This is a genomic window from Danxiaibacter flavus (assembly GCF_041060425.1).
Lineage (GTDB): Bacteria > Bacteroidota > Bacteroidia > Chitinophagales > Chitinophagaceae > Danxiaibacter > Danxiaibacter flavus.
Window position 1 is genome coordinate 414,176 of sequence record NZ_JAULBC010000004.1, and the last position, 21,811, is coordinate 435,986.

Genomic DNA, 21,811 nt, shown 5'->3' on the forward strand with positions numbered 1-21,811 from the left:
AGGCTTTTTTATTAGACTACCTGCAGATACAGGAATCTCTGTGCCTTAACTCATTTACCTCTGTGGTTAATTTCTTACCAGGATCACTTTTTCTTCTTCGGTCTTGCAGACATTGAAGGCGGCGCATCTTCATCCTTGCTTCCCCATTGCATATTGGGCTCGGGGCCCATTTCAAGAACCAGGCTTCCTCCTTTCACCAGGTCAGCATGATAAAACCATGGTTTTGTTAACGGCTGACCGTTCAGCGTTGCAGACTGGATATACCTGTTCACGTCTGAAGTATTGTGCGCCTCAATGGTGAACGTTTGTCCGGGATAATATTCCGGATCAAGATTGATGGTGACTTTCTCAAACAACGGACTTCCTATTTCGTAAAAAGGTTTTGTTGAAGCGCCGCCATCAGTCTGGAACAATCCCATCGCGGCCATTACATACCATGCGCCCATTTGTCCCTCGTCCTCGTCACCCAGCCAACCGTGATAAGCGGTAGCCCCATAATATTTGCTCATGATCTCCCTTGTCCATTTTTGAGTCAACCATGGCTTGCCGGAATAGTTGAACAACCAGGAAGCCTGCATGTTTGGCTGGTTACCATGGTTGATCGGAACACGGTCGTACAGATCACCTTCAGCATTGAAATTAAAGCGTGCTGACTTTTCAAAACCTTCATCAAGACGATTGTTGAATTCATCTTTTCCCATCAGGTTCAGAATGCCTTGCACATCATGCGGGTTAAAGAAACTATATTGCCATGCATTGCCTTCAAGGTAACCCGGTCCGCTAAACGACGTGCAGCAGTATGGGTTCCATTCTTTAACCCATGTACTGTCCTTGTGCTTCATGCGGATATATTTCACAGATGTATCAAACACATTTTTATAGTTACCTGCGCGCTTAATAAACATGTCATACTCTTTCTTTTTACCCAACGCTTTTGCCATCTGCGAAACGCACCAGTCGTCATACGCATATTCCAGTGTATTAGAAACCTGCCCCTCTTCTGTTGGCACGAAACCCAACTTCATGTACGACTCAAAGAATTTATTACCCGCATATCCACCTTCCGGCGTTACTACTCCTGGTGTGGTTTGTTGATGAAGCATAGCTTCAAATGCCTTATTTACATCAAAGTCACGAATGCCTTTTTGGTAAGCACCAACTATTAAAGGAATTTCATGCGAAGCTTCCATAATGCCCGAATATTCAATACCAGCGGGTCCTTTAGGAAGCCATCCGCCTGTCTTGTAAATTTCCAGTAGCGACCTCACCCAATTACTTGTGAGATCCGGATTAACAAGCGCCCACAACTGGTTAAGGTTCCAGAATGTATTCCAAAGCGCGTCACTTCCGTAAACTGGCGAATTTTTATCGACCTGCCGTACTATTTCATTCACATCTACATACTTGCCGTTTACATCGCTCCATGTTGTGCGGGCAACGTATGATCTGTAGAGATTTGTATAAAATTTCTTTCTGTCAACATCAGATCCGCCCTCAATTTGAATTTTGCCAAGCAGGGCGTTCCATGTGTTTTTTGCATTGTCCCTTACGCCGTCAAAATTCCAGTTGAAAGGATTCATCTCTGTTTCAAGGTTCAACCTCGCCTGTTCTATGCTTACAAGCGATATTGCTGTTTGCATTAAAATAACATCGCCCTTTTTGGTTTTGAAGTCGGCATACGCCCCCATCTTTCCTTTACCTGCAATTGCAGTTGTATCTTTGGTCACTTTATTCCCTACCCAACCGCCAAAACTTTCAATGGGTCTGTTGAAGCGAACTACAAAATGCACCGTGTAATCATTCCAGCTCCACTTTTGTTTGGAGTAACCTTCAATTTCCTTGTCGCTTACTTTTGTAATTTTTGCGTCCAGTATTTCCGCAGTATTTTCAAACGGAATATCAAGATCTAACAATATATGCGCATCCTCTTCATCTGAATAAGAAAAGCGGAAGAAGCCTGCGCGCGTGGTGCTTGTAAGTTCGGTGGTGATGTCGCCATTCATGAGTTTTACCGCGTAGTAGCCCGGGCTTGCCTGTTCTGTTTCTTTATAAATCCTTGAACGGTAACCGGTCGTCCAGCCTGTAGTTGGTCCATCTGCCGGTCCACGACGGGTGTTCAGCGCACCTACAGTCGGCATTACAGAAAGACCCGCCATCGTCCATGAATGAATATGACTAAAGCCGCCAATATTATTAAGAGAATATTCGTAGCCTGATTTCCATACGCCTCCCTGGTTGTCAGGACTCAACTGCACCATTCCAAATGGCATAGTCGCACCCGGATTTAACATCCAGCGGGACTCGGATGTGCCGAGTAAAGGATCGGCGTAATCAACGGGTTGCTTTTGAGCAGTAGCACTCACTAAAGCAACAAAAAAAAGTGCAAAGAAGAATATCTTTTTCATGGTCATGTTAAGGTTTGAGATAAACAGAAGGTCTTTTTATTTTGAAATGTTTTAGGATACAAGTTACAGAATGTTCTAATGTCCATACATATGAATCTCCTTTTTTCATTCATCCGAAAGACTTTAATAAATTTCGTCTTTGTATTATCTTCACCTACGAATAAAAAAGCGACAGCAGCCAGCAAGGCAGAATGCTGTTTTCCTGCCTGCATAAGCCCAACCTTGTTAGCAGCTACATTATTAAAAATTCAGCAATGAAAAAGCTTTTGAATTTTGTGACACTTATGCTTCTGCTTTTAGTTACCGGAGTCTTTTGGGGAACATGGTTCACTTTAACAAGATCCATTGAGGAATTTTCCATTTCGGAATTCATCCACATTGGCAAAGTGATAATAGCAAATGTGGCGTGGCCCATGAGAATTTTAATGCCTTCGTGTATCCTGTTCCTATTCCTGGCCACAATGTCTCATCACCAAAAGAAAAGCCCCGGATTCTATCTGTCACTTTTTTCCTTATTATTGATGATTGCTACTCTACTGATCACTTTGATCGTTTTAGTTCCCATTGACAATCAAATAAAGAGCTGGATAGCAGACAATCCACCGGCTGATTGGCAAAACATAAGAAATCGCTGGCAATTCTATCATCAGGTAAGAACTATAACTTCTGTTGCAAGCTTTGGATTTTTCACGGTCTCTTTTCTAAGTGCTTCAAAAAAAAGCATTTAAAAGTTTAGACTTTCCCCCACTGTTTGTTTTGAAAGTGATCGAAGGAACATATTCTCCGCTCCATTTTCAGATGCAGATAGAATTCGAATATTAAATTGATACAGAATAACAGATGCCTCCAGCAGCAAAACAGCATGGATCGTATTCCGAAAAAAGGGGAAAATTACGTGCATATATTGACTCCCTTTTTTTAAAAAAAATTTGAACATTCTTTAAAGTAAAAAATCCCTTCTTCGTACTGAAGAAAGGATTTAAAATTTATCTGAACAGATGGATTATCTATTTCCCAGGAGAAGATGCCAACTCGTACTCCAGCTTGCCGCCCTTTACAATATCTTTAAACAAAACAGATGACTTTGACATCGCGGGTGGACAAACTTTGTTACTTCTCCACTCTTAACATAACCACTTCCAGTGCATCAATTGTTATTTCATCAGCAACCTTGTTCAGGATATGTTCCCCCGTATTACTATATACGATGCTTTTAACCGGATATTTCCACTTCAATGCTGTTTGTTGTTTCATATCGGTTGGGTTAAACAACGTCACTATAAATGCATTTCCCTCATCAGCAGGTTTTAACGCTGTTACAATAATATTTGGCGAGCTTAATTGTAATAAAGATTCCGCCTGCTCATTACCGGTTGCATCAGCAACAACCAACGGCTGCAATAATGCTGTAGCAAACCTTGTCGCCTCCGCAGGATCATATTGTGAATGCGGCCGCATAGCATACCGGAATGTTATGATGCCATCCTGATAAGCTCTGTAATTTGTTTCCCAATGATTATTTAACGCCCATGAATAGAGTGTTTGTGTCTGATCAATTTTCTTTCGCCACACATCAGGATTTGTCTGTCCACCTAATAAATTTGCAGTAACGCCCCCAACCTGAATAAGTGGTGCATCCAGGCTAGACCATGTGATACCGAAGTTATCGTTACTTACATCAACCCACCGGTTTGTTTCCAGCCAGTTTTTACACGAGCCGGGTATCTGATCTTTTTCCGGTTGCATAACACCAAAAGGTATGTCGATATTCATTACACCGCGGGATACATTAAACGGAAATCCAAAATTTAAACTCTCTTTTCCACCCACATTTGCCCAGGCATAATCACCGGGTACGGGATTGAGCTCCGCCGGTTTTTTGTCTACAATATTTGCCACTTCAACATAATCAGCACCTGCTACCAGCCTTATTTCACGCGTTAATTTGTTAGCACCGGGAGCTTCGCTTTGCACAGATAACACAGCCATTACCGGCCCGGATTCTTTGACTTTTATTGTTACAGGTCCGTTGCGTTTAATAGTTGCTACATCATTACCGCGTAGAAACAGGAAATCGTTTAAATAATTGCCATTTGCAGAATCAGCAAAATTATTATCAATGGCCATACATCTAAGGCTTGTTATAGCGCCGCTTGTTTTATCTACCACTACACGTATTAAGCCGTTATCTAAAATATTATCAGTGGCAAGCACCTTCGTTGCGTCAAAGCCTACTCCGTTATTTATGGTAAAACGCTTAGCTGCAAACGGCGCTATATCTTTTGCTACAAAAGCCAGTTCGCCGGTTGACAAACGTTGTGAAGGAAATACATTTCCAGCTGCATCTTTAACAACATCTCCATTTGCTGACTGTTGTGCAGATACAATTACCAGCCCGGTTTTCGCCCATGAGTTGGTATTCAATACATCAATGGTATTTTGTGCGCCTCTGCCGCTATAGGCCCTGTGCAAAAGAACTTTAGAAATACTATCGGCTGCCGTTGCGTAAGATTTTTTTATCTCCCACTGTTCTATTGTTTTCTGGCTCAACGGTGTGCTTACGCTTATATCAGCTCCCCATGTATGTTCAGAATATAGTGATACATGTTTCCATCCATTTTCAAAATCTGCTGTTGGATATTTACTACTGTTAGCCATCGACCAGACAGTTTCAGCCTGTGTTAACCTTTCGGAACTTGCCCTGTTTTGTGCAGTTTCAAAAGAAGAAGATCCTGCACCGTCCTCCCAGTAACCTGTCCAGTCACCTTTTTCAACAGGTAATGTACTTCCGTATTTATCTTCAAAGGTTTTAAATGCTTTGCTGGTAGATGTGATAATAAATTTTGGCCAGGTATATTTACTGCTCCAGTCTTTTACAAAATCGCTTATTTCTATATCCGGCACAGCATTGTCACCATGGCCTGCCCAGCGTATATAGCTTATATCGTAAGGAAAATTAATTTCTTTAAGCTTGCCTACATAGTTGGAAACAAAGTCGGCATTAAGTGCACTTACACCATGTGATAACGCATACCCACGATAAGGAATCCATACAAGCACTTTTTCTTTGCCCGAAGGAGATACCCAGTAGAAAGGTTTATTCTCCCACTTTACGAGGATATCGCCAATGCGGTCAAAGTTATTGGGCGCATTGGAAAAATATTTTATACCCGCGCGGGCCATGGCAGCCACGGTTCCCCATGTATTACCCGGCACATCGCTTAGCATGGCGGCATCAATTGTAACATTGCATTTATTGCCTAACTCTGTTGAATACTTAAACAGGTTTATTAATTCTTCTGGTCTGCATAAGCCTGTTAGTGTATTTACATACATGCCGTTCAACGCAACACTTCCATTTTTAACTGCATTGTAAAACGCTGCTTTCTTATCCTCACTCATGCGTTGCAGGAACAAGTCCGCAACATACGTGCCTTCTACATTCCAGACAAACCTGGCTCCCTCAGGATAGTTTTTTGTTTTTTCTGCATACTCAATTCCTGTCAATAAATTGTTGATTTGCTTTTCTTCAACGGCTGATTGAATTTCCGTATAACCAATATCTGTATGAGAATGTGGCAATACATAAATCGTCATTTTGGTAACAGGCTTTACGGTAACCTTTTGCGTTAACAATACCTTACCGCCTTTTTTTAGTGTTATACTTATAACCGAGTCTTTGGTAACTTCCGGAGCTAAAATATCCGCTTGCTGATACCCTGTTGGCACAACAATATTTTGCGATAATCTCCTGCTCAGTTTTGCAGTAAGATTAGCCTGATCGCCGGTATTGGTCAGCATTAATTTTACCGGCTGGTAACTGCGGTTATTCTTTGTCTGTATAAAAGGCAGGCCTGTTGCTTCTGCCACCGTTATATTTGGAGTAACAGCCTGTGCAGTAATTTCTGCCGGCGCCGTAAGTCTTAAATTATCATATACCATCCAGCTTCCGCTTTCTGTTGTAAGCGAAATAATATTGTTGCCCGCAATAAATTCTGTTGAAGGTATTGTTACTGTGAAAGTATATTTTTTACCACCTGTTGTATCGCCACTAATTGCTTTAGATGCGCCCCGCGGTACTGTTACCGTATGCTTGTTATTATTGACTGTTACGAGTAATTTTATTGAACGGCGACCAACATCTGCCAGTTGAACCGTAAAAACTGCATCACTTTTACTACTTGCATTTTTTAAACCAAACACCACAGTAAATGTATGTTTGCGGTTACCTGCCCATCCGTCATCCGGACCGGGATGACAATAAGGCCAGTCCATTTGTTCCGATGATTTGCCTACAATAAAAAATCCGTCCTTAGAAAATTTACTGTATTGATCCGGTGCCAGTGCAAACTTGTTTTGCTTTCCACCTATCTGCCACAACAGGTTTTGTTGAGCACTTGCAGTGCCGCTATATGATCCTATTGCAACTATTACTATCAGTACAATAGTTTTTAATGTTGCAGTGGCCTTTTGTTTAAACATAATATATTGTTGCTTTTATTAGTTAGTATAATAACGCAAAGTGTTGAAGCTTTTCTCTTTTTGGCCGATATTAATAATTCCGTTTTTTTGTTATGACCCGGGCAACAGAACTTCTATGAATCGTTCCTTGCGTCGCACACTTGCACTTTTGTTCTTTATTGAGCTATGCGAAGAAATGGAACACGAATTTGAAAGGTCAAGAACGAATTTATTATAAATCGTTCAAACCGGTCCAATTCGTTTCAAATCCGTGTTCCGAAAAGTTTCGCAAAAAATTTTACTCCCCTATGCCTCGACCGTCTTTACCCGGTTGTAAAAAACATTCCGTACTTCGTCAATTTTTCTGTAGCAAAATAACTCATCCTTATTCATACATTGGATTTTGCGGTTGTAGATTCGGATTACGCTGCATTTCTGTTGGCGGTAACGGCAACAATAAATCTTTTGTCGTATAAAACTGCCCCCTGCCGTTTGAATGGCCTATCAACGCAGAAAATGTTGGATTAGTACCTGACACGTCCGGGTAAAGCCTTGTACGTAACATATCAAACCAGAAATGCCCTTCCATAGCAAGCTCCCTGCAACGTTCGGCTAAAATAAAATTTTTTCGGCCTGCCGCATCACCGGGTATAGCTGGCATATTTATGTATGCCCTGTGTATAATCGGTTGCAGGTACGGTGTTGGATCTTCACCTAATTCGTTGGCTGCTTCTGCTGCTATTAAATATGCATCTGCCATCCGGTAAATGGCAGTGTATTTACCTGAAGCTCCCGTCATAAATAATGCTGCACTATCATACCACCTGTAAGGCATGGCGGAAAAACTTATAGCAGTATCGTCACTACTGGCTGTGCTTTTATATACAAACGAGGTGCTATAGAACTGCTTTTCATGCCTGCGGATATCATTGGCGCTGTCATACATTTTTAATAACTGGGTAGAAGGTGTCCATGTTGATAGAACCAGCGAGTATTGTATTTTTAAATTAGTGGAAGGTATCGGACTTGGAAATGTATTAGGGAATGAATATTGGGGGAAAGGTGATTGTTGTATAGAAGGATCGTATTCTATAAAGAAAAGATATTCACTACCCTTATCATAGTCTGACAGACGAAGTTTGTCAAAAGGTGTTAATCTACCAGAACTTGTAAAGAGTGCATAGCCACCGCCACTGTTCAATAGCTCCTTAGCAGTGTTTAACGCTTTCTTGTAATATTCTACGCCTTTTTGCAATGGATAACCCGCCATTGTTAAGTATACTTCTGACAACATTACCTGCACCGTTCCTCTTGATATATTATTACCGTTGAAGCCCATTGGCACATCTGCCAGCATTCCGTTTGTAAGAGCCCAGTTTAAATCCTCCGTAATGGAATTGTATACAGAATCAACTGATGTGCGTGGCATATAAATATTGTCCAGCGACGTGTACGGTTTTAATATAAGCGGCACTGCGCCAAACAACCTTATGAGATAATAGTAATTTGCGGCGCGAAAAAATTTCGCTGTTGCCAGTATTTTCTTCTGGGCCTCAGCATTAATATTCCCATTATTCTCCACGTTAGCTATAATTGAATTCGCATCTGCTATAGAGCTATAGAAATTCCTCCAAATACCGCCGAGGTAGTTCGCGCAATTATCCGGCCCTTGTGTTAGAGAAGCAAAGTTTCTTATGCTGGTATTTTGTGCCACTACATTATTTGCAAGACCCGACATGTTATCAAATGTAAAACTGTTTGATGCATCGTACAAGCCTCCTCTTACACTATAAAAGGATGGTATACCCGTACCTTTATCATATAAATAATTTAGCGCGCTTAATGCCTGTTCGGTTGTTTGATAATATTCTGATGCCGGCATGTTGCTTTTGGGTGTTTCCTGCAAAAACTTGGTACAGGAAGTTGAGGTAAATATTGCAGCAACAATGAATACCTGTATTATTATTATTGAGTGTTTCATTTTAAAATCTTTACTATTTTATAAAATCGATCTTAAGTACGAAGTGCTTTAATTCGGGCATTGCTTATTACTCATGCACAACGCTCCGGAATCCATTACTTGCTAATTAATGTTGTTGTTGTAGATTGTTGTATTTTATCTTTTTCATTAGTAATGCTATAGTTGAAGAGTGCGACGCAAGAAATGCTTAATAGCATTCCTTTGGTGGGTTCATAATAAAATTCTCGCACCATATCCATATCCTATCTCTATTAAAATATAACATTTAAAGACTTACGTTCAAACCAGCTGTAAATGTGCGTGCTTTGGGATATTGATAAAACTCAATATTCTGTCCAAATGGTGGTGCTCCTGCAGTGCTCCATGAAATACTTTGAGGATCATAGCCCTTATAGTCACCGGATTTAATGAGGAACAGGTTTTGAGCACTTATATACAATTTGGCCCGTTTTATTTTTAATAACTCCGTAAAATGCGTGCTGAAATTATAACTGATTGCAACGTTTCTTCCTCTTATGAAAGATCCGTTTGACACCCAATGACTATCGAAGCAGGCTGTTTGTCCCGCATCCGGTGCAAAACGCAATTGCTGTATGTTAGTATTCTGATTTGCCGGAGTCCATCCGTTTAACACTGTAGATAAAGAATTGCTATAGCCAGTTCTGTCTTCTGATGAAAACAGGAACGCCTGGGCCAGACTGGCACCCTGCGAAAATTGAAGATCAATTAACAGATCAAAATTCTTATAGCCAAATGTGTTTACAAAACTGCCTGTCCAGGTGGGCGCACCTTTACCTAAAATTGTTTTATTGGCAGATTCTTTTTCTTCGCCTGCATGATAAGGATAGTTGGGATCCTTTGCTTTGCCTTCAGCAACTTCTTCGATGCTGTATGTACCTAACCTTTGATAGCCCCAGAAAGAACCTGCGGCTTCACCTACCCGCAAAATGGTAAAACCATCTGAAACCGGTCCCCAATATGGACCGGGAAATATATCTTCATTATTGTTACCCAATTTTTCTATGCGGTTTTTATTATAGTTGGCCACAATACCCATTTTCCAGTAAGAGTTCTTTTGCTGAATATTCATAGTGTTTAATGCTATATCCAGCCCTTGATTACTCATGGATCCTATGTTGGATAAAACACCGTCAAAACCTGTACTGTTTGGTATGGGTTTGTTTAACAGCAAATCGGTAGTTAATTTGTAATAATAATCGGCTTCTAAAGAAATCCGGGTTCTAAACAGCTGCAATTCAAAACCTACATCCGTTTGTGCTGTTTTCTCCCAGCGCAAATCAGGATTGGCCAGGTTTCTTACGTAAGATGAGCCTACCCTACTACCATTAATTAAACTTGTCTGACTGTTAATGGTGGCAATACTTTGATAAGAACCTATTTCGGTATTGCCGGTAAGGCCATAACTTGCCCTTACTTTTAAATAATTTATCGCAGGTATTTTTTCCATAAACTTTTCTTTACTTACTATATAACCTGCGCCGGCTGATGGAAAGAATGCATACTTATTGGATGATCCAAAACGTGATGAGCCGTCATCGCGGCCGGTTAATGTAAGCAAAAACCTGTCGGCAAAAGTGTAACCTATTCTCGCAAAAAAAGAATTGATACTCCACTGATCATAACCGCTTCCCGGTGCGTTGGGCTTGCCGCCTGCGCCCAGGTTATACATCTGAAAATAATCGTCCGAGAAATATTGTGTTGAGCCGTTTAATGTTCTGTCTATCCTTTGCTGCCAGCTTGCACCAGCCATAGCATTAATGCTGTGTTTTTTATACTTTTTTCTATACGTTAAAAAGTTTTCCCATTGCCAGTAATTATACCTTTCACTTTGCACGCTGGCCACTCCTTTTTGGTCAGCAGACCAGTTCATTATTGTTGACGGTGAATAAGAATCGTATAACATACTCTGCATATCAACTCCTAACTGCGTTTTAAATTCAAGATCCTTTGCCAGCTTAAAATTGAAGAATAGATTGCCAAACAATTGGGTGCGTGTATTCCGGTTGACTTGTTCCTCCAAAAACTTTACGGGATTTTCTGCGGGATCTAAAAACGAAAACGTTGATGACATCATATTATTCGCCCATTCACCATCCGGTAATTTTACAGGGAATATGGACGGCATTTCTATCATAGTTCTTGTTGGGTTATTACCGCCGGTACTTGGATATACAACATTCTCCACAGTGTTGTTAATCATGAGGTTGGCGCCGAAATCCAACCAGTTATTTATTTTGTTATCATGTGCCAGTCTTGCATTTAACCTGCGCAAATCTGAATTAAGCATAATGCCCTGGTTGTAGCTATAATTCAGGAAAACACCTGTTGAGGAGTTTTCCCCACGTTGCTGGATAGATATTTGATGATTGTTAGATACTGCAGTCCTTGTTACTTCATCCTGCCAGTCTGTATTATAAATGGGTGTTCCGTCAGTTTTAAACAAGCGCGTATCAGATAAGTCCAGTGTACGGGGTCCTGCTCCCCATAGTGGATTGTTAGCCATGCCTTGTTTTAATACATCCAAAAACTGTCGGGAGTTTAATACAGAGATTTTATTGGCCATTTTACCTATACTTAAAGAAGCATCATATGTTATAATGGTACCTTTAGCTGAGTTGCCTCTCTTGGTTGTTATTAGTATTACTCCATTTGATCCTCTGGCTCCATAAATACTTGTTGCCGATCCATCTTTTAATACTTCTACATTTTGTATATCATAAGGTTCAAGTATTGTATGTTTGTCATTGCTACCCCATCTACTACATATAACGGGTCTGTTGAGGAATTGATGGAACCTATACCTCGAATAATAACAGAGGGAGAACCGGTAGGTGACCCAGAGTTTAAAGCTATGTCCACGCCGGCAACGCGGCCCTGTAAACCCTCGAGCGCATTAGTTACAGGTCGTGCCAGCAAATCAGTGGCTTTAACTGAACTTACGGAACCGGTAACATCTTTCTTACGCATAGATCCATAGCCAACAACCACAACAGAATCAAGGTTATTTTTAATGGCTGGTAGTATTACATCCTTTGCCATGTCAGCAGGCTTTTCAACTTCCGCATAGCCTACCAAAGTAAAAATAAGCTTGCTGCCTGCGGCCTCGATGGCAAGCGTATAATTACCATTGTCATCAGTAATGGTTCCGGCAGTAGTTCCTTTAACCAATACTGATACATTTGACAGCGGCTTACCAGTTTCATCCGCAACACGTCCTTTAATTATAGTACTTTGAGCAGTTGCTGACATCGTGCATATTAAGAGTAAATATGTTGCACGTAAAAGGCTTAAGAATCTCTTATACGAAGATTTGTTCTTTTTCATATTTGAATGGAGTTAAGGTTTTACTTTGATTAATTTTTCAAACAATCGTATTCCCTGACTATATAAGGTGGATTTTCAACATTATCCTTAAAACACAAATTGGCATGACTTCATAAAAAACAAAACAATTTCCGGAACCATTGATTACCAAAAGACTGTTATATAGAATTGGACACAGCAGTATCCACAAATATTTATATAGTTATTACATTGTCACGGTGGTAATTCTGATAGTATAGCATGACAAGCTGATTGTGTATTTTTTTTCATGCCAGGTTATATTAAAAGTGAAAAAATTGCTTGCACAGGGCTTCGTGAAAGCCGTAATAGAAATCTAATTATTGGTAATGTTTGTACTAAAAGCTTATCAATTGCATAACACGCTGATTAGTTCCATTGATTTATCCTGTTGCTAATATTGTTATACTTCGGTGGAGCGGCCAAACAAGAATAGCTACAACATAAATTTGCATCATCAAAAAAGGATATGCAAGCATCGGCTTTGGCGCCCTAACTCATCTCACATTCAGACAGCTCATGTCATAAACAGCAAAAAAGAAACTGCTGACTGATTCACGGGTTTAAGTAATAATTAAAAACATGTTCAAATGTATGAACATATAAATACACATTTATTGAGATAAATCATGTTTTGAAAAAAATTTAAACATTTTTTAAAGCAAAAAATCCCTTCTTCGTACTGAAGAAAGGATTTAAAATTTATCTGAACAGATTGATTATCTATTTCTCTGGAGAAGATGTCAACTCGTACTCCAGCTTACCACCTTTTACAATATCCTCGAACAATACTGAAGGCTTTGACAATGAAACACCATTAAGCTTAGGTTGTTTTATATAAATGTTTGAGGCGCTGTTGTTGCGCGTTATGATTTCAAACTTATTTCCACTATAATATTTCTTGTTTAGTTGTATTGTCACTTTATCAAATAAAGATGACGACACCTGCATTTCGGGTTTGCTTAAGCCACCGCCCTGCACATCAAACAATCCGATTGCGCCAAGTACATACCAGGCACCCAGTTGCCCCTGATCCTCATCCTGCCCGTAACCATAACCGTGTATTCCGTCTGTTCCATAGAACTCGTTACAAATAGCGCGCACCCATTTTTGTGTGAGCCATGGCATACCGGAATAGTTAAACAACCACGGCATATGTAAACAAGGTTGATTTCCCTGGTTGTAAAATCCTTCCAAACCGGAAAAAGCATCGATCGTTTTACCACCACTGAAAATATCTTTTTGTGACATTAAGAAGATACTATCCAGCCGTGAATTGAATTCTTCGCGTCCCATTTTATTGATCAATGAAGCAGGATCGTGCGGCACATAGAAAGAGTATTGCCAGGCATTCCCTTCCTGGAAACCTCTCCAGGGTTGTCTTGGATTGAACTTATCAATAAATTTTCCATCAGCATAACGTGGGCGGACAAACTTTGTGGTAGTATCAAATATTTTCTCCCAGCCTTTTGACAGACGCATCAGCTCATTATAGTCATCTTGTTTATTTAATGCTTTAGCCCATTGTGCTACAGCAAAACCACTGAAAGAATATTCAAGTGTATGTGACGCAGAAAAACAGGATTCTTCAAAGCAGGAATCCAGGTGATCAACATATCCGTATTTGCGAAAGCGTTCAACATCTGCCTTACCAGAACCCTTTGGCCGATCGGTATAACCGAGCTCATTTTTTAAGGCTGCAGCATATCCTTCCTTTACGTCAAAATCACGAATGCCGTACATGTAAGCACCGGCCAATACCAGGCTCACAAAATTGGTTCCTACACCGGAGACATACTTGCTTGTTGCAATGCCATCACCCAGCCAACCAGCATCTTTATATACCAACAATTGGCTCTTTACAAAATCGGAATAATACTCAGGATAAGCCATGGCCCATAATGGGGTTAAATTCCAGAATGCCCCCCATATAGCATCTGTATTGTAATGCTGATGCAATGGTTTGCCGTTCGCATTCAGAGCGATTTGACCAACAGTTCCATCATTTTTAGGATAGGCTCCGTTAACATCACTTGCCAGGCCACGACCCAGCAGTGCATGATACAGGCCGGTATAAAACTTCTCTCTGTCTTGTGCTGCACCTCCTTCCACTTTAATTCTTCCGAGATAATTATTCCAGCTCGTCAAAGCATTGGTCTTAGCCTGGTCAAATGTTAAGGTAGCTGCTTCTTCTTTTAAATTCAGTCGTGCATTTTCAACTGATGTGTAAGACAATCCGGCTTTTACCGTTATCTTTTCATTTTCCTTGGTTGAGAAAGTAAGATACAATCCCGAACCTGCACCCTGCATCTCTTTTACGCCTGCAGTTTGTGCATCACCTTTAAATACACCAAAGGAGGTTGGCTTTTTATCGACAACAGCAGAAAAGTACATAGCAACTTCAGCCCCGTGCTGGTATTTCTGCACATAAACCGGCAACGTGATTACATACCCTTCTATACGGCCATCATCTGTCATATACACTTTTGCATCTTTTACTTCGCCGCTTTCACCTTGCTTGTTTCCTATATCGAACAAAATGTGCGCATCCTCACTTGCCGGAAATGTGTACCGCTGAAATGCCACACGTGGTGTGGATGTAAGTTCAGCTTTAATACCATAGTCTTTTAACAACACGGAGTAATAGCCAGCTGTTGCTTTTTCATCTTTATGATCAAAGCGTGAACGATAGCCTTTTTTTCCGGCATCTTCCATCAATCCCGGTGTTGTTCTCAGTTCTCCTGTGGTTGGCATAAATACCACGCCACCTACCTGGAACTCATGAAAATTGGGAAAGCCTTCTATTGATTCATGCCTGTAGTCATAACCAACCGCTTCCCATCCGCTTTTGTTACCATAATGCCCGTTTGTTGACGGTGCAGGCTTAGCCATCGCAAATGGAACTGCGCCAGGCGTAAAGTGAAACCAGCGGCAATGCGCTGTGCCTATGTAAGGATTTACGTAGTCTGATATTTTTTTTGATGATTGAGCCTGTGCTTTCGCAATTAATAGAAGCACAAGAAACGAGACTATAAATTTACGGCTTGTCATAAACCTTTTTTTAGGAGTTATTTATGAGATACTCATCCGGTGCAATTGTGCCAGTTGAGCGACTAATTCGTTGAGATGATTCTATTCAACCTTAACCCGAATAAATCTTGGCCGGTAAAGATCCGGGTACTTTTGTATGTCATTAAAAAAGTCGAAAGAATTTACATTATAGCTTATCAGCAATTCATTAGGGGTTGAAAAGTTGGAATGCGCCTTGGCATTATAAGTAAAAATATTTTTACCCAATTTTATTTCTGGACATTCCCAAATTTTTATCACGGGACCAAATGGCCCTACGGGAGACGAACCAAGTCGTAAGCCAACTGCAGAGCCTATTCCGTCAACCTGAAACACCAATGCATAGCGGCCGTCTTGCAACCTTGTTACACTTAGCTCGTTAGACAGATGATCTGTAATGTTTGCGATCGTGTGCATATCGGCGTTCCATTTTCTTCCATCCCAATATCGCCATTCTGCTACATTCCCAATGTCTTTCGGCTTTACCCTGGCCGCCACCAAATGTTTTGCTTTCCCGCGCACGCCATACACATACACAAAGCCATCTCCGTTAGCTATGCCGGTCTTTTTTGTGTTCACGAAAACACCTGCACCAAATGAAGCAAATTGTTCTTCATCACCGTCATTCAAAAATGGTAAATCTATCTGCTGTAAATTCTTAAAAGGTGGCCGGCTGTAAGCAGGAATGGTAATTAAAGTAGTACCGACTTCTTTGAACCCAAATACACTGTCTTTGGTATTGCGGATAGTGTGGCCAAAAAGATTTATTTCGTTATTTCTTTCGGTATTCACAAATCCATCACCCAGCCAGTAATAATCGCCTTCTTTTGTTGCCGGAGTACGAGGCTCAAACACAGACAGCGGCTGACCAATTGATGTACTATCCCATTTGAATTGAATCTTGTCCTTTTCAGAAATTGTACCCTTTACGTAAGCTACACTGTTATGGATCATTACATAACCCGGCTGCAGCTTGCCATTGATGATGTCGCCGATCATGCTGTCACTAAACACAAGCATTGTCGTATCATCATCAGCACTTTTTGTATCCTTACCGTTTAGCGGAATGGCATAAATACCATCTGCTCCAAACCAGCCATGTTGCCTGTTGAAAAGCGCTGTCCATTGCGAATCCGGTTTTGCAGTAAACTTAATTGTAGTATTGTCTGTGCTTTTTGCGACAGCCATTTTATTGCTGCTTTTACAAGCAACCAATGACACAGACAGCATTAGTATGCATGCCGCAGTATGTTTTATACTTCTGCAAGCCTGGCTATTCATGAACTAAGTTTAATAAGTTATCCGGTAAACAACTTTCAGTAGTTTTTTTACTACTATTTCACAAAGGCTTTTACAATTTTAATTATTCCGGAAGATCCGTTTGTCAACTTGTATGATCCTGCAGCAGCGGGTATAACAAAGGTTTCGGCATAACTGAATTCCTGTTTCTCACCACCTGCAGTTTCTACAATTACAGATGCTCCTTCTACAACCATCAGCACATGCGCTTTATTTTCTGTTTGTACCTCAATAGAGCCATCAAACTCCATCCTGTGAACATCATAAAAATGTTCGGGATGCGTAGGTACATGAACCAATGTATAGGCATCTTTCTTTTCAAGGATTTCAGGCTTTGAGATCAATTCTTTGCAAACCTTGTCACCGTTTCTTTCAAAGTTCAAATTATTAAATGCATGTTCAATGTTGATTGGTCTCGGTTTGCCGTCAAGTCCCGGCCTTACCCAATCATACATTTTAAAAGTAAAGATGTACGGCGTGGCACTAATTTCCAGTACCATATTGTTCGCGCCTGAGCTATGTATGGTACCGTTCGGGATAAGGAAAAGATCGTGTTTTTTTGCGGGAAATTTCTGAACGTACTGCTCTATTTCGATTGCCTCGCCGCTGGCTACACTGTTATTAAGCGCTTCACGGAATTCTTCTTTATTAATATTTTCCTGAAAACCAAGATATACTTGCGCATCATCTTTACAGTCGAGGATATAATAAGTTTCATCCTGCGTTATGGTCTCGCCGAAATTTTCCTGTATGTACTTTAGGGAAGGATGGCATTGTATTGAAAGATTACCTCCGTCAAATGTGTCCAGAAAATCAAAGCGGATGGGGAACTCTGTTCCAAATCTTTCAGCATCTGCACCCAGGATAGATTTATTCTCCAGTAACATCAGCCAGTCAAAAGCAATCTCCAGTAACCATCCATCACTCTTGAAAACAAGGCCATTTTCCGGAACGATCAATTCAAATGACCATGCATAGTTGATCTCATCTTTATTGAGTCCTTTTATCTTTTCTTTCATCCACTGACCGCCCCATGCACCTGCTGCGAACCATGGCCTTGCACGCAACACATTTTTCGCCAGGTGATGAACGCCATCCCTGATATCCTGCGCCAGTGACCAGTTAATCGTAGAAACCTGCTGACCATCAGCTATGATTGCAATTTTATCAAGTATTGATTGTTTGTGATTAAACAATACCACCCAGTCAACAAAATAAAACCGTTTATACATCTCTTCATTTGTATCAGTAGTAGATGCACCAAGGTTGCGGATGCTTTTTGCCTGCATCCTGTACTGGATCTCATCTTTGGGAAGATCGATGTATATCACAGGTGCGTTCCAGTTACTCAGCGCAGCACCTTCTCCTATCAGTATCACAATATCAAATTTATCAGAAACAGACAGGGATTGTAGTTTCTCAATATCATAATAATCAGCAAGCTGAATGGTTGCACGTTTGCCCCAAACGGTACCGGGCGTGCCAATAAAAGGCTGTACCAGCTGAGTTATTTTTTCCTCGCTTTGCCTGAATGCCGACATTTCATACCAGAGCACACGCTTACCAATTAACTGCAACTGACTGCTTAATGCATTGCGAATTGAGTTCCAGTCATTGCCACCAAAACCATCTATCAGCACTGTCTTATGGGTAGCAATCCATGTAGCCAATGTGTCATATCCCGATTTAATTTTGCCGGCTCCTAGGGTTGCAGCAGGGTAAATATCATAATCAGCGTGTCCTAATCCATTCGTATTATGTTTAACCGGTAACAGTGGCTGCGTGGTTTTTCTCAAGCTCATTATATCATTATTTTTTAAAGAGTTATTGCGCTTTACAACAAGTGCAGCGCCGGCAATAGCCTGTTGTTCAGTATTGTTTGATAAGGTGCAGGGAATGGAAATATTTAAACGATCTAAAACATGTTGAAAATGCGGCATAAAACTGCCCGCAGCCTGTGTGATATTGCCTCCGATCACCACGCAGTCTGCTTTAAAAGACTGGATCCATGGAGCGATGCATTCCGCAAGGGTTTCACCGAATTCTTTAAACACGGCTATTGCATGCGCATCTTTTTCTTCTACTTTTTGCTGAATTTCCCGCGCATCTTTTGCATCATTGCCAGAGCGGCTGTTGTATTCTTTTACTAACCAGCGGGTGGAAATATAATCCTCTGCCATACCCTCTCTAAATGGCCAATTGTACAAATATCCGCCATCAGGCACACCCGAACCGTTATGTATTACCTTTCCGTCCGTCATGAAAGTGGAGCCGAAGCCGGTGCCAAGCGTTAAAGCAATTACATTGCTGTATGCAGAAGCGCTCCCACTCCATGCTTCGCCAAGCGCAAAGCAGGAGGCATCGTTTTCAAAACATACTGAGAGCTCTCCATTAACACCAAATGCATCCACAAAACATTGTCTGACGTTAACACCATACAGGGAATGATATTTACAAACACCTTCAATCAGTGAAATGCCATTTGTGTAATCAAAGGGACCGGGCATAGCAAAGCCTATACCTCCCAATTTGACATTATCAACGGAAGCCTGTACCTTTTTCAATGCATCTATCCATTGCTTTAATATTACATGGGCCTGTGCCTGTGCATCTACGCGCGCTCTGACCATTGATTCTTTAATAAGAGAGCCGTTTTCTGCATCAACCAACGCGGCCGTAATGTGCGATCCGCCAATATCCGCCGCCAAAAAACATTTTCTGTTCATCATAATTTTCCGGATAAATATTCTATTGGGATGATTTCAATTCAAGTTCTGGCTGTGTTTCTTCCTTCATACTAATTCCACAAACAAGCATATATAATATTCCTGCAATTAATACTGCGATGGCACCATTCTGTCCGCCAACTACATCTGCCACATAACCCGCAATAAAGGGCAACAATGCACCACCTGCCACACCCATGATCAGCAATCCGGAAACCTCGTTCGTTTTTTCCGGTTCCCTTTGCAATGCCTGGGCAAAGATGATGGAAAAGACATTGGCGATGCAAAGACCAATAGTAAAAATCAATACATGCAACACCTGGATTTGTGAAACAAACATCAATGCCAGTGTACATATAATTGCGAGCACCATAGTAATGATCATAAATCTCCTGCCTGATATCCTTGCAAGCAAAAAGCTGCCACACAAAGAGCCGACGGTACGGGCAGCAAAATAAGTACTCGTTGCGAGGCCTGCTTCTGCAAGTTCTACGCCACATCTTTCCATAAGAATTTTCGGCAAAGTGATGTTTAGCCCCACATCAACCCCAACCAGAAAAAGTATACCAAGGAATAACATGAGAATTTGTTTGTTGGCCAGCAATCTAAAACAACTGTTGAATGTAGTTGTTGCAACGGGCGCCGATTCTCTTTTAACAGAAGTAGCAAACAGCCAGATTGCGGACAACAATGTCACTGACCCAAATAATGGAAAGATCAGCTTCCAGTTACCCCATTTACTTACTGCAAAAGCGGTGATAATCGGACCCAGAAAAGATGCTATCGCTTTGATAAACTGACCAAGCGTTAACGAGCTTGCCAGACGGCTGCCGTCCACCATACCTGCCAACAATGGATTCAATGACACCTGCAGTACGGTATTACCAATACCCAGCAGGCAAAATGCAAACAGAATGACCGGGAAAGAATAGCTTAAAAGGGGAAGAATGAGTGATACTGCACTGATAACAAAGCTTAACAAGACAGTGTTCTTTCTACCGATCTTGTTCATTAGCATGCTGGTAGGAATGGAAAAAACAGCAAACCAAAGAAACACCATGAACGGCAGGGTGTTGGTAACGGTATCGGAAAGCGAAAAGTCCCGTTTTATATAATTTGCGGAAATGCCAACCACATCCGCAAACCCCATTATGAAAAATCCAAAGAAAACAGGCAGCAATTGTATCAAAAATGGCAAGCGCTTTGACATATTTTAAGTATCTTTTGGAAATGAAAGGTACGTATTAGTTTAATATGTTCATACATATGAACATAGTTTTTATTGACAACTGATAAGAATCATGTTTTTGGGAACCACGGAGACGTTGAACCACGGAGACAGGGCGGCACGGAGAAACACATCGTTTTTTGCCACGAAGAAGCAAAGACAGGAAGAAGCACAAAGATTGAACCACGAAGACACGATGGGCGCAAAGGAGCACAATGAAAAAAAGCAATATTGTTTAACGTTGATGCTGAATTTGCTAAACACGAAAAATACAAATCAGTGCTTCAGTGCCTCAATGGCAAACGCTTCGCTTCGATAAACGTATAACGTATAACTTACAACTCAACTACTTCTTAATATCTATCGAGTAGGTAAATCTTTCAGAATGATAATAGCCCAGATTGTATTCGATGGGGCGATCGCCGAGGTCGTAGACAAATCTTTCCCTGAAAAGGATTGGCGCCTGGGATTCTACCTGCAGTCTTTTGGCGATCTTGCCGGCGGCACGGGCACTGATGTTTTCGCTGGAGCGTTCAGCAACGATGCCGAATTTCTCTTCCAGTAAAGTGTACAGCGGTTTATTCAGGTCGTCTTTTTTGTCGATAACAATTCGTGGATGAAAGTAGCTTTCAAAATAAACGATCGGCTTGTCTCCTACACCTTTAAGCTTGGACAGCTTGATAACAGGTGTTCCCGGTTTTATATTAAAGAAAGTAGCCATTTTTTCATTGGCTTTCACGGTTTCCAATTTCAGCAGCAGGTTGGAAACGTCGATGCCACGGCTTTGCATCTCCTTGGTGAAACTATACCAGTTGTTAAGTCCCGTAGATAATTTTTCCTGCGGGGCTACCTTGGTACCCACGCCTTTTTTACGGGTAAGCAGGCCTTCATATTCCAGCTTGTTGGTTGCCTGGCGAATGGTATTGCGGGACACACCAAGGCGGTTGGCCAATTCAACTTCCTTTGGTAAAAAAGCACCGTTTTGGTATTCTTTTAGTGCAATAAGCTTTCTTAATAACTCCTCAACCTGAATGTGTAAAGGCAGTTTGCTTTTATGACTTATTTTAAGATCCACTTGGTATAATTTAATCGGAATGTTCAAACATACATAATAATTGCGATGTAGAGAACATAATCCTGCAGAGATAATTGATAGTTGAAAGTTGAAAATTGAAAAGGTGGAATAGCTTTCGCTTACCTTTTTAAAGCAAGGTTCGTTAAGCGGTTCCTTTTCACAATTTATCTAAATTCTTTGTGTGACGCAAACTAAAAAAGCAGC

General features: G+C 41.0%; 11 protein-coding genes. 1 reads left to right on the forward strand and 10 read right to left on the reverse strand.

Translation table 11 applies throughout. The features are described from left to right. Nucleotides 1–83 precede the first annotated feature (83 nt). Nucleotides 84–2,405: a GH92 family glycosyl hydrolase gene (locus tag QTN47_RS14395; protein ID WP_369330094.1), complete on the reverse strand. Its 2,322-nt coding sequence runs from the start codon at nucleotides 2,403–2,405 to the stop codon at nucleotides 84–86. Between the two features lie 254 nt (nucleotides 2,406–2,659). Here QTN47_RS14395 and QTN47_RS14400 point away from each other — a divergent pair, with 254 nt between their 5' ends. Then, entirely contained in the window at nucleotides 2,660–3,133 is a 474-nt protein-coding gene (locus QTN47_RS14400) for an anthrone oxygenase family protein (RefSeq protein WP_369330095.1), read from the forward strand. A 382-nt stretch (nucleotides 3,134–3,515) separates the two neighbouring features. Here the strand turns inward: QTN47_RS14400 and QTN47_RS14405 are convergent, their stop codons facing one another. The 9 genes from QTN47_RS14405 to QTN47_RS14445 all read right to left on the reverse strand — a co-directional run bounded on the left by QTN47_RS14405 (nucleotide 3,516) and on the right by QTN47_RS14445 (nucleotide 21,607). Further along, a complete protein-coding gene (locus QTN47_RS14405) occupies nucleotides 3,516–6,887 on the reverse strand; it encodes a glycoside hydrolase family 38 N-terminal domain-containing protein (RefSeq protein ID WP_369330096.1) in 3,372 nt (1,123 codons plus the stop codon). Between the two features lie 364 nt (nucleotides 6,888–7,251). Beyond that, complete coding sequence (locus QTN47_RS14410) at nucleotides 7,252–8,847, reverse strand: RagB/SusD family nutrient uptake outer membrane protein (RefSeq protein WP_369330097.1); 1,596 nt, start codon at nucleotides 8,845–8,847, stop codon at nucleotides 7,252–7,254. Between the two features lie 265 nt (nucleotides 8,848–9,112). Beyond that, nucleotides 9,113–11,635 carry a SusC/RagA family TonB-linked outer membrane protein gene (locus tag QTN47_RS14415; RefSeq protein ID WP_369330225.1) on the reverse strand — a complete coding sequence of 841 codons (2,523 nt, stop codon included), beginning with the start codon at nucleotides 11,633–11,635 and terminating at the stop codon, nucleotides 9,113–9,115. After that, a complete protein-coding gene (locus QTN47_RS14420; RefSeq protein WP_369330098.1) occupies nucleotides 11,569–12,117 on the reverse strand; it encodes a carboxypeptidase-like regulatory domain-containing protein in 549 nt (182 codons plus the stop codon). Before QTN47_RS14420 ends, QTN47_RS14415 begins: the two co-directional genes overlap by 67 nt. Nucleotides 12,118–12,933: 816 nt before the next feature. Next, complete coding sequence (locus QTN47_RS14425; RefSeq protein ID WP_369330099.1) at nucleotides 12,934–15,261, reverse strand: GH92 family glycosyl hydrolase; 2,328 nt, start codon at nucleotides 15,259–15,261, stop codon at nucleotides 12,934–12,936. Between the two features lie 81 nt (nucleotides 15,262–15,342). Continuing rightward, a complete protein-coding gene (locus QTN47_RS14430) occupies nucleotides 15,343–16,560 on the reverse strand; it encodes a DUF5005 domain-containing protein (protein WP_369330100.1) in 1,218 nt (405 codons plus the stop codon). Between the two features lie 53 nt (nucleotides 16,561–16,613). Further along, complete coding sequence (locus QTN47_RS14435; protein ID WP_369330101.1) at nucleotides 16,614–19,307, reverse strand: ROK family protein; 2,694 nt, start codon at nucleotides 19,305–19,307, stop codon at nucleotides 16,614–16,616. 19 nt (nucleotides 19,308–19,326) lie between these two features. Continuing rightward, the gene (locus QTN47_RS14440) at nucleotides 19,327–20,514 is read right to left on the reverse strand and encodes an MFS transporter (protein WP_369330102.1); all 1,188 of its coding nucleotides are present in this window, start codon (nucleotides 20,512–20,514) and stop codon (nucleotides 19,327–19,329) included. A 364-nt stretch (nucleotides 20,515–20,878) separates the two neighbouring features. Further along, a complete protein-coding gene (locus tag QTN47_RS14445; RefSeq protein ID WP_369330103.1) occupies nucleotides 20,879–21,607 on the reverse strand; it encodes a GntR family transcriptional regulator in 729 nt (242 codons plus the stop codon). Nucleotides 21,608–21,811: the final 204 nt, after the last annotated feature.

Excerpts from the sequence above, each read along its gene's own strand:
- QTN47_RS14395 (WP_369330094.1), bottom strand. The coding sequence starts at position 2,405 with ATGAAAAAGATATTCTTCTTTGCACTTTTTTTTGTTGCTTTAGTGAGT.
- QTN47_RS14400 (WP_369330095.1), top strand. The coding sequence starts at position 2,660 with ATGAAAAAGCTTTTGAATTTTGTGACACTTATGCTTCTGCTTTTAGTT.
- QTN47_RS14405 (WP_369330096.1), bottom strand. The coding sequence starts at position 6,887 with ATGTTTAAACAAAAGGCCACTGCAACATTAAAAACTATTGTACTGATA.
- QTN47_RS14410 (WP_369330097.1), bottom strand. The coding sequence starts at position 8,847 with ATGAAACACTCAATAATAATAATACAGGTATTCATTGTTGCTGCAATA.
- QTN47_RS14420 (WP_369330098.1), bottom strand. The coding sequence starts at position 12,117 with ATGTCAGCAACTGCTCAAAGTACTATAATTAAAGGACGTGTTGCGGAT.
- QTN47_RS14425 (WP_369330099.1), bottom strand. The coding sequence starts at position 15,261 with ATGACAAGCCGTAAATTTATAGTCTCGTTTCTTGTGCTTCTATTAATT.
- QTN47_RS14430 (WP_369330100.1), bottom strand. The coding sequence starts at position 16,560 with ATGAATAGCCAGGCTTGCAGAAGTATAAAACATACTGCGGCATGCATA.
- QTN47_RS14435 (WP_369330101.1), bottom strand. The coding sequence starts at position 19,307 with ATGATGAACAGAAAATGTTTTTTGGCGGCGGATATTGGCGGATCGCAC.
- QTN47_RS14440 (WP_369330102.1), bottom strand. The coding sequence starts at position 20,514 with ATGTCAAAGCGCTTGCCATTTTTGATACAATTGCTGCCTGTTTTCTTT.